Source organism: Ruegeria sp. CH8 (assembly GCF_056536985.1).
The window spans coordinates 39,629-52,338 of the sequence record NZ_JBQFQR010000013.1 but is presented as its reverse complement, the minus strand read 5'-3'; the positions used below and the strand labels follow the sequence as shown (position 1 = coordinate 52,338).

The window sequence follows — 12,710 nt, the reverse complement described above, 5'->3', positions numbered from 1 at the left end:
TCAGAAGAGTGAGCCCTGATCCGGCGCGTCCTTTTTGGAGGTTTTCTTGGGGGCAGGTCGCGGGCCAGCGGGTTGGTCGGTGGTCAGCACGCCATCAGCGAACTCGATCTGGAGTGAACTGTGTTTTTCAGCCTGCTTTTTCGTCGTTAATACCTGATCATCCGAACGCACCACCGCGTAGCCGCGTTGCAATGTGGCCTTATAGCTGAGCGTTTCGCGCAAGCGGTCCGTGGCAGTCAGTTGCTGCTGCATCCGGTCCAGCCGTGTAGTCTGCGCTGTGTTCATGCGATCAGACAGCCGCTTTAAAGTCTGGCGCTGCACCTCAATCTCGCGCTGAATGGGCCGCAGGGACAGGCGTGAGGACAGGTTGCGCACCGCTTCCTGGCGGCTTGATACGAGGTTGCGCAGGGTTGAAGGGCGCAGATGGGCCGACAGTTTCACTACCTGCAGGTGGCGGTTTTGCACGCCGCGCTCCAGTGCCGGGGTTAGGCGGTCTGCAATCAAATCAAGCCGTTGTCGCGGAGTGTTCAACAAGCTGTCCGGGCGCGGCAAGGCGCGGGACAGGTCGCGCAACCGTTGGGATCGCCTTTGCACCGCATCTGTTGCAGCGCGGGACAGGCGTGCGCCCTGTTCTCCTGTCCAGGCCAGCAACTCCATCCGCACGGGCACGGCCAATTCGGCGGCGGCGGTCGGGGTCGGTGCGCGCTGGTCTGAGACATAATCGATCAGCGTAGTATCCGTCTCGTGCCCCACCGCTGAGATCAGCGGAATGTCCGAGGCTGCAGTCGCACGCGCAACGATCTCTTCATTGAACCCCCAAAGGTCTTCGATCGACCCGCCACCCCGGGCGACGATGATCAGGTCGGGGCGGGGCAGGGCTCCGCCGGGTGTCAGTTGGTTGAACCCGTTGATCGCATTCGCAACCTCGGGGGCGCAGTTTGATCCCTGCACGGCCACCGGCCAGATCAGCACTTTGCGCGGAAAGCGGTCGCGCAGGCGGTGCAGAATATCGCGGATCACCGCGCCCGACGGCGAGGTCACCACGCCGATGATCTGCGGCAGATAGGGCAACGGCTTTTTGCGTTCCGTTGCGAACAGCCCTTCGGCCTCAAGCTGTTTCTTGCGTTTCTCCAGCAAGGCCATCAGCGCGCCTTGCCCGGCAACCGCGACCTCATCGACGTTCAGATTGTATTTCGACTGCGCGCCGAACGCAGTGAGCCGACCGGTGACGACAACCTCAAGCCCTTCTTCCGGCACAACTGACAGGCCCGAGATCTGGCCCTTCCACGTGGTGCAGGCCAGAACGTTCCGGTCGTCCTTGATGTCGTAGTACAGATGCCCCGAGCGCGCCTTGAACACGCGCCCGACCTCTCCGCGCACTCGGATTCGCCCGAAGGTGCCTTCGAGCGTCCGTTTCACCTCGCCCGAGATGTCCGAAACTGTGTATTCAGGGGTATTTTGACCGGGAATGGGGTCGTCTAGCAGGTCGGACATTTCAGCGCCTTGTGTCAAATGCTCGCCCAGCTTAGAACGCCCGCAAGGCGAGGCCAAGCAGATCGGAGAGCAGTCATGAATATCCTCATTCTCGGCAGTGGTGGGCGGGAACACAGCCTGGCCTGGGCAGTGATGCAGAACCCTAAATGTGACCGTCTGATCGTGGCTCCGGGAAACGCCGGGATTGCGCAGATTGCGGAGTGTGCCGCGCTGGATATCGAAAATGGCGGGGCGGTTGTCAGCTTTGCCGAAGCAAATGCGATTGATTTCGTGATTGTCGGCCCTGAGGCTCCTCTGGCCGCAGGTGTGGCTGATCGTCTGCGTGAGGCGGGCGTGCTGGTGTTCGGCCCTTCGGCAGAGGCGGCACAGTTGGAGGCCTCGAAAAGCTTTACCAAAGAGATTTGCGACGCGTCGGGTGCTCCAACAGCGGCATACGCGCGGTTCACCGAAGCAGAGTCGGCGAAAGAATACATCCGCGCTCAGGGCGCGCCGATTGTGGTCAAGGCCGACGGTTTGGCGGCGGGCAAAGGCGTGATCGTGGCGATGGACGAGCAAACCGCGCTGGAGGCCATCGATGACATGTTCGGCGGCGCTTTCGGCGGGGCCGGGGCAGAGGTCGTCATTGAAGAGTTCATGGAAGGCGAAGAGGCGTCGTTGTTTGTATTGTGCGACGGTGAGGACATCCTGTCCGTTGGCACCGCGCAGGATCACAAGCGCGTGGGTGAGGGCGATACCGGCCTGAACACCGGCGGCATGGGCGCCTATTCCCCGGCGCCGGTACTGAGCGCAGAAATCGAAGCGCGCGCGATGGACGAGATCATCAAGCCCACCGTGGCTGAGATGAAGCGACGCGGGATGCCGTTTCAGGGTGTTCTCTATGCCGGTCTGATGATCAAGGACGGCCAGCCGCGTCTGGTGGAATACAACGTGCGCTTTGGTGATCCGGAATGTCAGGTCCTGATGATGCGCCTTGGCGCGCAGGTGATGGACCTGATGCAGGCCGCTGCCGAAGGGCTGCTGGGCGAAGCACAGGTGAACTGGGCCGATGATCACGCCCTGACCGTGGTAATGGCGGCGAACGGGTATCCTGGCGCGTATCAGAAGGGCAGCGTGATCAAAGGGCTGGAGGGTTTGCCTGAGGATAGCGGGAACATGGTGTTTCACGCCGGAACCAAAAACTCGGACGGGCAGGTTGTGGCATCGGGGGGCCGAGTTCTCAATGTCACCGCACGCGGCGAGACGCTGCAGGAGGCGCGGAATCGGGCTTATGCAATGGTGGACGGTATCGATTGGCCGGAGGGATTCTACCGCCGCGATATCGGTTGGCGGGCGCTCTGATCACAAAGGCTCCCGCGCCCTGACGCTGCATCAAAGATGCAACGCCAAAGGCCTTGGGCCAGGCAGTCCGCTGACGCGGGCTGCGGTTGGGTCTAATGTGAGCAGTTCAAAACCTGTTTCATTGCTGCGCGGCTGAACGGGGACAAGTTTCGCGTTTTCCAACCCTTATCGTGGCTGACGCTGACGATCTGTTGCCAGTCGGCGCTGACAACGATCATTTCAGGGCCAGAGCCGCATTCTCTGACCCCGCCGGTGATATAGTCTTCACCGATGCGGTGGTTGGTCAGACCGGGCAAAGAGGCGATCTCGGACAGATTGCCATCTCTAAAGCGCCAGATGCGCAGGGTCTTGGTCAGATGTGGCCGGTCGACATAGGCAATTTCCACATAACCGTCGCCGTCCAGATCAGCAGCGCCAATCGGGGCCAGCCAGCGAAAGCGGGTACCTATATGAGGTGTGGCGGCGATTTTCCTCCCGCCACTGTTATAGACAGCCAGTTGAGCGCCAGCCTGTTTGTGGGATTCGACGACGATGACCTCTTGGGTGCCGTCCAAGTCGATATCTACCAGCCGTGGCGCCAGATCTTCAAACACCCTGTCCGAGGGCAGTCGAATGACGAGCGTGTCGCCTTGGAGTGTCAATTCCAGCGCGCCGTACTCGATGTCATCGCCCAAGACGCCGTGAGCGTAGCGTGTGGTGGGTTCTGTAAAGTGGGCGCTTGTAATTGTTTCGGCTACGGCGGGGGGTATTCCCGCCAACCACAAACTCAACCCCAGCAGTGCGCCGCGGGCCCGATATCGCCACAGGCGGGCGGGCAGGCGCGGCGCTTTGAAGATCATCAGATCTGTTTTTCGGGCATCTGTACGACCAGACCGTCCAGCTCATCCGTGACCTTGATCTGGCAGGTCAGGCGCGAGCGGGCTGGGTCGGGCTCGTAGGCAAAGTCCAGCATGTCCTCTTCCATGTCGTCCTTGGCCGGAACTTTCTCGACCCAGTCGGGGTGGAGGTAAACATGGCAGGTCGAGCATGCACAGGCGCCGCCGCAATCGGCCTCGATGCCGGGGATGTTGTTGTCACGGGCGCCTTCCATGACGGTCAGCCCGTTGGCGACCTCGACTGTATGTTCGGTACCGCTGTGCTCGACATAGGTGATCTTTGCCATTGCGTGCGTCTTCCTTTTTCGATTGTCGAATTCCTCCTTAGTGAAGGCATTTAGGTCTTTCCAGCCTCATTTGCGACTCATCACGCCGCGTCTGGACTTTCCTGCCGTTTGTTCTATTTTTGTTCTCATGCTTGTTGCCTCTGTTCGCCCTGCGGTTTCAAACCGGGACTGGCCACGCCCGCCCGCCTGCTTGCCCTCGAACCAGTTGGACGCCCCGCCCGAGGGCGCACGCATTGCCGTGGCCGGGCTGGTGATCCTGCGGCAGAGGCCGGGGACGGCCAAGGGGGTGATCTTTCTGACGCTTGAGGACGAGACCGGGATCGTGAACGTGGTGGTCTGGCGCAAGATTTACGAACAATTCCGTCGCGCGGTCATCTCTGGTCGGTTGTTGAAGGTGACGGGCCGGATGCAGAGGGCGCATTCGGTGACCCATGTGATCGCGGAAGAGATCGAGGACATCTCGGGGATGCTGGATGTGCTGGTGCGGGGTGAGGGGTAGGTCTGCGTTGTCCGGAGGCCGTGTGGAAACTCCCTGCAATTCATGAAATCTGGTGCTATTTTTGAGGGGATTGCGGAGACATTCGATGGGGCATTTCATCGAAGGATTTGACCGGCACCGTGCGATGCTGCTTCCCGAATGTATTGATGAAGACACTGCCGTCCGAGTGATTGATGAATTTGTCGGTATACTCAGCTTACAGAGCCGCATTTCACAACTGCGCCTGCTGCGATTGACCGCTCCGGGGTTGATGCTTTGAATTAATCTCTATGGCTATCTGAACCAAGTCCAATCATCTCGATATCTGGAACGGGAATGTGGTCGCAATCTTGAGCTCATCTGGCTGATCGGTCGTTCGAAACCTGAATTCAAAACGATTGCTGATTTCGGCAAAGATAACGGCCCTGCGATCCGCGAGGTCTGCCAGCAGTTTGTCGCACTGTGTCGCGATGAAGGCATGGCGATCTCGGAGGCTGAGAAATGGCCGTCGTATCGATCAAATCGGCCCAGACAAGCCAAGATACCACTCAAGATCATCCCCGAGCCGAAACCGGAGACTGCTGCGCTCAAATTGAAACGCTTGCAAACAAACCAGATTTTGCGCCTTTCCACACAGCCTCCGGAACAAGGCGGCCGTTCCTGGTGCTGAGCCCTTGGGCGTCTATTGGCAAAATTCGGTTACTTTGTGGGGCAGCCGGGCGATAAGCAGGATCGCATGCGTTAAACTGTCTGCAGTTTCGGGTTCTGCAAATGGTCTCATCGGAGAAAGGGCGACGAACCAGCGACGCGGTTTACGGTTTTCTTTCTATAAGCCAGTAAGTTACGCCCAAAGCCAGGCCGATGGCTGCGTATCCAAGAAAGTAGTGAGGCTCCAAACTTTTGTCGTCGAGTGTGATGATTTTTCGAGCCACCGCCATCAAGGCTGTCGCGACCACAAGCTTGATGTGAATGACGTCAGCGGTCAAATAAAGAGTTATATTGGTGTATATCTCTATCGCTATTAGAACGACCAAAACGGCACTGAAAACCGTGAGAAGGTCACTGACTTCCAAGATGTATACAGGCGGTTCCAGCAACTTCTGATATGTCGTGAAACCGGCGTCTATAATGGCCAGAAGAATGATGCCCAGCATTAGCACTGACAATGCTCTGACACCGTGGCGGATCATGCGGTTACACCATCGAACGATGGCATCTTCGTGATCGGGGTCTAGTTCTACATGTACCGGGATGGGTTTGTCGTCTTCGCCACTCACTATAATCTCCAATTCCGAACTAGTTCGCCAGCGTGAGACATTTCATCCAGATGCATCGCCCGCTACGGCTTTGACGTAACCCTCTCACAAAATGGATGTAATTTTCTAGACCGATCTGTTGCTCGTTAAAAACGATCTTATAGTCTCGAGGCGGGCCTCGTGTCGCGCTGACTGCAAACGAAAAGAAACCAGCAGGGCACCCGCTTCCATAGACGACACGTTGTCAGCTCAGAGTTGATTCCTTTGAAAAAGTCGTTCGTTTTTGAGTTTGGGTGAGAGCTCTGGCGTTGATTTTAGTAGTTCAGTCCAAATTGGCCTCGCCCTTTATGCCATGGCAGGGATCGACGGCTTGAGCTTTGCGAGTTTCCGGAGGTTTAGGGCGGTACTTGTCGTTACCTAAAAGCGGCTGTAACAGAATTCTGGTCGGATACGTCCAGTTGAAGATCCTCCGTGTCGTATCCGACCTGCTGTACCGTAGCTTGGCCTTTTCCCTGTTCGCGCGAACTTACAATGACCAAAAGCCCGGGATCACCGATCTGCTGACGGGCGATTTCTTTACCGATGCCACGATTAGTACCGGTCGCAAGAGCAAAACGCTTTCCGGTCATTGCAACCCCTTTCACTTTTTCTCTGCAGCGCGTTCACCGGCCTGTGCGAGAAGGGCGCGGTCGCCAGTTTCCCAAAGGGGCGTCATGGTCATCGAGGTGACCTTCCAGTCGGCACCGTCTTTCACCAGGTCATAGCTATAGCGTCCGCCCAGCACCCAGAACTCGTCCTTGATCCGGTGGGTGGCTGTGAAGTCGGCTTCGGCCTTGGCGGCGGTGTTGGCTAGCTCGGTCACCGTGTGGTTGGTCACCATGTGGTGGGTGATCTCGAAACCGGGCAGGAAGGCGGCCCAACTGGCGATCAATTTGTCAGCGGATTGGGTGACGGGATCGCCACCCCACAATCCGGTGTAATCGGTGGTGACCGTGTCGGCAAAGGCTGTACGCACGCGGGTCCAATCGTGACGGTCGGCCCCGGCGGCGATGTCGGTGATTGCCTGGCTGATACCTTGGAAGGTGTCAGCGGGGATCATGTCGGCCATGGTGGCTCCTCCGATCAGAGTTGCGGTAGCTAGAGTTGTGAGAAATGTGCATGTCATTTGGGATCATCCGAAAAGAGGGATGCCGGGCAGAGAGGCCCGGCACTCACCGCGGGTTGAGTCAGCCGTCAAGGCCAATGCGGAAGTGGTCAGCCACTGTGTCAGCAGCGCGGGTCACATCCTCGGGGTTGTCGTAGAAGTCGAACTGGGTCACATCTTCCAGGAACTGTACGGTGGCCTCACCGGCAAAGCCTGCCAGGAAGGTTTTCACACCTTGCGGAATGGCGGCGCTTTCAGAGTGCACGATGGCCAGCGGCTTGTCCAAACGCTGCGGATTGTCGGCGGGGTGGTAGATCAGCCAACCTTCCCAACCTGCATTGTTCCACTTGTCGTCGTATTCCGGGATCGCACCGCGCTCGGGTTCGTAATAGTAGCCACCGATCGGCATCAGAACGCCATCTGCCCCTTCAGGACCAGCAGCGGGAATAATCTCGCCCCCCTTGGCTTCAGCGGCGTGAGAGACTTCGATCAAGCCAGCAACGCCTTCTTCGCCGCCGTAAACGGCCTCGACAATCTCTTTGTTTTGTAGCCACGGTGCCACCAAGCCAAGACGCTGCACCAGCGGATTGCCGGAAACGGCATCCACCATGTAGCCAGCGGAAGCACAGATCCCCAGCCCGTTGATGTGATCTGCATCGACCTCAGGCAGGGTTCCGACAAATTCAAACGCGGCCTTGATATCCGAGGTCTTGGCTTCGGGGCTTTCCACAAAGCGCACATTGTTGGGCAGATCGCCGGATTTTCCCCAGCCGCGGAAGTCAAATGTGAAGGCAGCAAAGCCACGCTCGGCCATTGCGCGAGCATAGTTCGCGGGCATCTGTTCCTGAACCGAGGTCCAGGCACCGGTGACAATCACGGTTGGCAGCGGTGCGTCGCCGCGTTCTTCCGGCAGGTAAAGCGTGCCCGACAACATGGAACCTTCGTTTTTAAACGTCACAGTGCGGGTTTCGACCTGCGCAATGGCGGCGGACGAGGCCAACAGGGCGGCGGCAGTTGTGAGTGCGAGGGTTTTCATCTTCGTATCTCCCTTGGTCAATCAGGTTGGGCTGCGGCCCGATGACCAAAGAGATACGTCTGGATGGACAAGAATAATTGTACCTGACTGCCGGGTTTTTGAAAGATCCTGCTTCAGGCGGATAATGCCGATCGATAAGCGCGCGGGGTCTGCCCTACGACCTGCTTGAAGCTGCGCGTGAAATGGGCCTGATCCGCAAAACCACAGGCCAGGGCGATGTTGCCCAAGGCACACTCAGCGTCCTCCATCATCTTCATTGCCTGCTCGATCCGATAGGCCAAGACATATTGCATGGGGGTCGAGCCCAGCGTTTCCTTGAAGGCGCGGGCAAAATGCGACGGGCTCATTCCCGCCTCGGCGGCAAGCTGATCTACGGTTATGGTCTGATCCAGCCGCTTCTGAACATAAGTTAACACACGCTGGTAATGCCGGGATGTGAAGCGAGAGGAAAGTTCGACATCTTCAGCACGACGTTTTCCGTATTTCTGCAACAGTTTAACTAGGAAAACACGGCTCATGGCCTCGAACATAACCGCCGATGACAGGCCGTCCGTTTCCAGCGCGTCCCGCAGTATGACGCCCGCGGCGCAGAGGTCCGGATCTGAAAACTGGGGCAAATCCTGAAACTGCTGGGTGGCGAGCAGCATACCGAGTTCGGTTTGCGCGAACTGCTTCACCTTGGCAGGGTCCAGAGTTATCACGATCACATCCGATTTCTCATGCCACCGCCAACCAGAACGCGTCCCTGCCGGAGTAACGACGACCTCGTCCTTACAGAAGGTGAAATCCCGCAACACGCCATCCCGCCAGTTCTGAACGCGATGCGCCTTTGACTGAAGGTTCAAAAGGACGTGATGCTCTTCAAACACCTCCTCTGGCATGCGGTTCGGCTCGGCCTGGAAATACCGCACGGACATCAGCCCGGCCGCCGACGGGCGCACCATCGCATCGCTGTTGAGCAGCGGCTCCGAAGGGTAAATGTCAGCGTATCTGAGAGGCAAAACAGAATTCCCGGTTAGAGAGTGATGAATATCGCGTGTATTGTCAGAGTGACAAAGTGGTCCGGTTTCAGCAAGGGACACCCCAGAGCGGCGCTTCTGTCGCACAATCTGTGTCAGCTTTGGTCACGACTTTAATTTTTCATCACTCACGTGGCATCCTCCACTTTGGGCTCGAGGGTGCAATCAACGTGCTGTCGACACTGCATTGGTATTGGTTTTCGCTGTTTGATGATGTTGCCCGATTGCAGGCCTTCAACCGGCCACCTGGTCAATATCGAACGCGCAGACGAGTTCAACAACCTTCTGGCTGCCTTTGCCGGAGAAACATAGCAGTCAATGTTCCCATGGGCTTACGTCTGCAGGTGCCGAAAGATAGCTTTCGCTAAGCCCGTTTCTACCGATCCTTTAGACCGCATCGACAACATAGGATGCATCTCAGCAAAGGAGTTGCCTGCAGATGCACGGAAAGACCGCGTGAGAAAAAGTTCGGAAAGTTCGCGGGCGCACAAAACTCACCCCCGCAAACTCGTTGCGAGTTGGTCGAATGCCCGGTTTTGCCGCTACCACACGGCAGAAATTTTACGCATGCGCAACTTCTAAGGACTATGACGGGGTTGAACACAGAACCGATATTGGATCAATGCCTTATCGCTTAAACAAGACACCCTGCGCCTGCTTGTCCCGATGATCGCCGCGCAGATCGGCGTGTAACGCCCGCCCGGCCTGAATGCCGGGGCGGGCGCTGACCGTTTCCAGCCAGCGAGTAAAATGGGGTTTGTCCTCCAGCACCTGCTGTTGCCCTTCCCACAGGCTGGCCCAGCCCCAGATCGACATGTCGGCGATGGAATAGAAATCGCCCGCGACGTATTCCTTCTCGGCCAGTCGCCGGTCGAGCACGCTGTAAAGACGTCCGACCTCGGTACGATAGCGGTCTTGGGCGTAGGGCAGGTCCTGCGGCGGGTCCAGTTGTGGGGCGTATTTCAGGAAGTGATGTGCCTGACCAGCCATCGGGCCAACGCCGCCCATCTGCCACATCAGCCATTCTTCAACGGCGATCCGATCGCGCTCGGTATTGCCGTAAAACCGCCCGGTCTTGCGGGCCAGATACATCAGGATCGCGCCGCTTTCGAACACCGAGACCGGGGCACCATCCGGGCCGTCGGGATCAACGATGGCGGGCATCCGGTTATTGGGCGAAATCTTCAGAAACTCGGGGTCGAACTGATCACCCTTGCCGATGTTGATCAGGTGGGTGGTGTAGGGAAGCTCCATCTCTTCCAGCGCGATGGATGCCTTCCAGCCGTTCGGCGTGGGCCAGAAATACAGGTCGATCATGATGCCTCCTCAACTTGGAAGGATCATGAGGCTTTCTGTGCAAACGGCAAGAGCGCTTTGGGGCGGGGCAGGGCAAAAAGCCGTGACCAGCGGCGCGAGGACGCCTTGGGGATACCGCTGCGCAGCAGGGGCAGGCTCAACCGGTCCTCGTTGCGCAACAAGGCGTTATAAAGGCGCAGCACACCGGGGCGGGTATAGCTGGACCAGTGGCAAATGCGGCGCTGCGGGGCACCGACCGGGAAAATCACGCGCGACAGGTGGTCCAGCGTATGGGCGCAGTCCAGTTGCAATGTGATCGCGTTTTGAGCGTGCAGGCCGGTGCCAATGCTGCGGTCACCGCGCTGCGGCGGTTGGACCAACCATTCATATAGGAAATCGAACAGATCGTTTTCGCGGCTGGTTACATTAATGAACTCGGCCCTTTGACCAGCGGGTGTGTCCAATGCCTCCAACGTACGGCTTTGATACACGGCCCCGGACATCGAGATGATGCGGTTCAGCGACTCGGGGGCGACATGGTGAAGCGCCTCAAGCGCCAGTTCGGTGCCCATCGAGTGCCCGATAAAATGAATAGGCCTGTTCGGATTCAGGCGGCGTAGCTCGTGGATCAGGTCCGCCAATGCACGTCCGGCCTCGACCGCGCGGCGACGAACGGCCCAAAGCGGCCCTTGTGCATTCCAACCGAACGCGATGCCCAGCCCTTCGTCGCCAAAACCCGACCCGAAGCCCAATTGTTGCGGCCAGCTTGGGCAATGCCAGGGCATTGGCGTGGGATGCAGTGACAGAATGTGCCGGTGGGGACAGGCTTTGGCATCATCGGGGCGATATTTGTACCCGTGGGTCATGATGATGACCGGCCCCTGCGTGTCGCGCGTTTGCCGCAAGGTGCCATGCGGAGATCGCGTGCTGCGATGCAGGGCGAACGTGTCGCCGATGGCATTGATCCTGATTACTGGCATTGTTCTGCCCCATACAAGATGTTGTGGTGCCCATGTGACACAACGCTATGACGCTTTGGTGAATGGACGGTTACAGAACCGTGACGATGCCGTTGCAAGGGTTGACGCCTCCGCAACTGGGGCGTAATGGCAACAACATTACGTGGCGATTTGTTACCGGATTGCGGGCCACGCTAAACAACACCGCTAAAAGGTCAGGATGAAAGGCCCCTTTCGCTTGACCGCGTCTGGGGTTTTTTTGATGCCCTTGCCTGACAAGGGTCGAGAGGATTGACATGAGCGAGAGCTGGAACAAACGCACCCAAGCCGTCCATGGCGGCATTCGTCGCAGCCAATATAACGAGGTGTCCGAAGCGATCTTTCTGACACAGGGCTTCGTCTATGAAAACGCCGAGCAGGCCGAGGCACGGTTTATCGAGACCGGCCCGGATGAGTTCATCTATGCCCGCTACGGCAACCCGACTGTGTCGATGTTCGAACAGCGTATCGCCGCGCTGGAAGGGGGCGAAGATGCCTTCGCCGCGGCATCAGGCATGGCGGCGGTCAACGGTGCGCTGACCTCGATCCTGAAGGCAGGCGATCATGTCGTGTCCGCCAAGGCCCTGTTCGGGTCGTGTCTGTATATTCTGGAAAACATCCTGACCCGCTATGGGGTTGAGGTCACCTTTGTCGACGGCACCGATCTGGATGCGTGGAAAGCGGCGATCCGGCCAGACACCAAGGCGGTGTTCTTTGAATCGATGTCGAACCCGACGCTTGAGGTGATCGACATAGAGGCGGTCGCCGAACTGGCGCACTCAGTTGGTGCATTGGTGGTCGTGGACAACGTGTTTTCCACGCCTGTCTTCTCGCGCGCTATTGAGCAAGGCGCCGATGTAGTCGTCTATTCCGCGACCAAACATATCGACGGGCAGGGGCGCGCACTTGGTGGCGTGGTCATCGGCACCAAAGAGTACATCCGCGGCACGCTTGAACCCTACATGAAACATACGGGCGGAGCACTCAGCCCGTTTAATGCATGGATCATGCTTAAGGGTCTGGAAACGATGGCTCTGCGGGTCAATGCGCAGGCCGAGACGGCGCAGACCGTGGCCGAGGCGCTGGAAGGTCACGCCGCGCTGGAGCGGACGCTATATCCGGGACTGAAAACCCACGCTCAGAATGCGCTGGTTCAGACACAGCTACGTGGCAAGGGCGGTACGGTTCTGTCGCTGGACATCAAAGGCGGCAAGGACGCGGCGTTTGCGTTCCTGAATGCGCTGACAATACCGGTGATCTCGAACAATCTGGGCGACGCCAAATCGATAGCGACGCACCCGGCCACGACGACGCATCAGCGGCTGAGTGATGAGCAGAAGGATGAGTTGGGCATCACGCCGGGTCTGATCCGCCTGTCCATCGGTCTTGAGGATGCAGGTGACCTGCTTGCCGATATCAGTCGCGCATTGGACGTTTCTCAACAATAACGGCGTCCAATTGCCTGCTACAGCCGTTTCGAACTTGACGA

The 12,710-nt window shown here is 58.2% G+C and carries 14 protein-coding genes, 1 pseudogene and 1 riboswitch; of the genes and pseudogenes, 5 read left to right on the top strand and 10 right to left on the bottom strand.

Features of this window, described 5'->3' with window-relative positions:
- Nucleotides 1-1,494 (bottom strand): exodeoxyribonuclease VII large subunit, encoded by a 1,494-nt coding sequence (gene xseA, locus ACR0ER_RS15410; RefSeq protein ID WP_480769702.1) that lies wholly within the window; start codon nucleotides 1,492-1,494, stop codon nucleotides 1-3.
- 75 nt (nucleotides 1,495-1,569) lie between these two features.
- Here xseA and purD point away from each other — a divergent pair, with 75 nt between their 5' ends.
- Nucleotides 1,570-2,832 carry a phosphoribosylamine--glycine ligase gene (purD, locus tag ACR0ER_RS15405; RefSeq protein WP_480769701.1) on the top strand — a complete coding sequence of 421 codons (1,263 nt, stop codon included), beginning with the start codon at nucleotides 1,570-1,572 and terminating at the stop codon, nucleotides 2,830-2,832.
- 92 nt (nucleotides 2,833-2,924) lie between these two features.
- Here purD and ACR0ER_RS15400 read toward each other — a convergent pair whose 3' ends face one another.
- Both ACR0ER_RS15400 and ACR0ER_RS15395 read right to left on the bottom strand, forming a co-directional pair.
- A complete protein-coding gene (locus ACR0ER_RS15400) occupies nucleotides 2,925-3,671 on the bottom strand; it encodes an FG-GAP repeat domain-containing protein (RefSeq protein ID WP_480769700.1) in 747 nt (248 codons plus the stop codon).
- Complete coding sequence (locus ACR0ER_RS15395; protein WP_170324526.1) at nucleotides 3,671-3,994, bottom strand: 2Fe-2S iron-sulfur cluster-binding protein; 324 nt, start codon at nucleotides 3,992-3,994, stop codon at nucleotides 3,671-3,673. The genes ACR0ER_RS15400 and ACR0ER_RS15395 overlap by 1 nt, the downstream gene beginning before the upstream one ends.
- A 127-nt stretch (nucleotides 3,995-4,121) precedes the next feature.
- On the opposite strand from ACR0ER_RS15395, the gene ACR0ER_RS15390 reads away from it, so the two are divergent.
- From ACR0ER_RS15390 to ACR0ER_RS15380, 3 genes and pseudogenes are all read left to right on the top strand, one after another.
- Nucleotides 4,122-4,493, top strand: coding sequence for an OB-fold nucleic acid binding domain-containing protein (locus ACR0ER_RS15390; protein WP_480769699.1), 372 nt, complete (start codon nucleotides 4,122-4,124; stop codon nucleotides 4,491-4,493).
- Between the two features lie 85 nt (nucleotides 4,494-4,578).
- Nucleotides 4,579-4,752: a hypothetical protein gene (locus ACR0ER_RS15385; RefSeq protein WP_480769698.1), complete on the top strand. Its 174-nt coding sequence runs from the start codon at nucleotides 4,579-4,581 to the stop codon at nucleotides 4,750-4,752.
- Nucleotides 4,753-4,953: pseudogene (locus tag ACR0ER_RS15380) on the top strand (transposase); the annotation flags it as partial.
- Between the two features lie 331 nt (nucleotides 4,954-5,284).
- On the opposite strand, the gene ACR0ER_RS15375 reads toward ACR0ER_RS15380, so the two are convergent.
- From ACR0ER_RS15375 to ACR0ER_RS15345, 7 genes are all read right to left on the bottom strand, one after another.
- Entirely contained in the window at nucleotides 5,285-5,749 is a 465-nt protein-coding gene (locus ACR0ER_RS15375; RefSeq protein WP_480769697.1) for a phosphate-starvation-inducible PsiE family protein, read from the bottom strand.
- Nucleotides 5,750-6,141: 392 nt separating this feature from the next.
- The gene (locus ACR0ER_RS15370) at nucleotides 6,142-6,357 is read right to left on the bottom strand and encodes an SDR family NAD(P)-dependent oxidoreductase (protein WP_480769696.1); all 216 of its coding nucleotides are present in this window, start codon (nucleotides 6,355-6,357) and stop codon (nucleotides 6,142-6,144) included.
- 11 nt (nucleotides 6,358-6,368) lie between these two features.
- Nucleotides 6,369-6,836, bottom strand: coding sequence for a nuclear transport factor 2 family protein (locus ACR0ER_RS15365; protein WP_480769695.1), 468 nt, complete (start codon nucleotides 6,834-6,836; stop codon nucleotides 6,369-6,371).
- Between the two features lie 118 nt (nucleotides 6,837-6,954).
- Nucleotides 6,955-7,908: an alpha/beta hydrolase gene (locus ACR0ER_RS15360; RefSeq protein WP_480769694.1), complete on the bottom strand. Its 954-nt coding sequence runs from the start codon at nucleotides 7,906-7,908 to the stop codon at nucleotides 6,955-6,957.
- A 113-nt stretch (nucleotides 7,909-8,021) separates the two neighbouring features.
- Nucleotides 8,022-8,909: an AraC family transcriptional regulator gene (locus tag ACR0ER_RS15355; protein ID WP_480769693.1), complete on the bottom strand. Its 888-nt coding sequence runs from the start codon at nucleotides 8,907-8,909 to the stop codon at nucleotides 8,022-8,024.
- A 645-nt stretch (nucleotides 8,910-9,554) separates the two neighbouring features.
- Nucleotides 9,555-10,244: a glutathione S-transferase N-terminal domain-containing protein gene (locus ACR0ER_RS15350; RefSeq protein ID WP_480769692.1), complete on the bottom strand. Its 690-nt coding sequence runs from the start codon at nucleotides 10,242-10,244 to the stop codon at nucleotides 9,555-9,557.
- Nucleotides 10,245-10,267: 23 nt separating this feature from the next.
- Nucleotides 10,268-11,203 (bottom strand): alpha/beta fold hydrolase, encoded by a 936-nt coding sequence (locus tag ACR0ER_RS15345; protein WP_480769691.1) that lies wholly within the window; start codon nucleotides 11,201-11,203, stop codon nucleotides 10,268-10,270.
- Nucleotides 11,204-11,335: 132 nt separating this feature from the next.
- A riboswitch (SAM riboswitch) is annotated at nucleotides 11,336-11,413 on the top strand.
- Between the two features lie 65 nt (nucleotides 11,414-11,478).
- Here ACR0ER_RS15345 and metZ point away from each other — a divergent pair.
- On the top strand, nucleotides 11,479-12,669 hold the full coding sequence (gene metZ / locus ACR0ER_RS15340) for an O-succinylhomoserine sulfhydrylase (RefSeq protein WP_480769690.1): 1,191 nt from the start codon (nucleotides 11,479-11,481) through the stop codon (nucleotides 12,667-12,669).
- Nucleotides 12,670-12,710 lie beyond the last annotated feature (41 nt).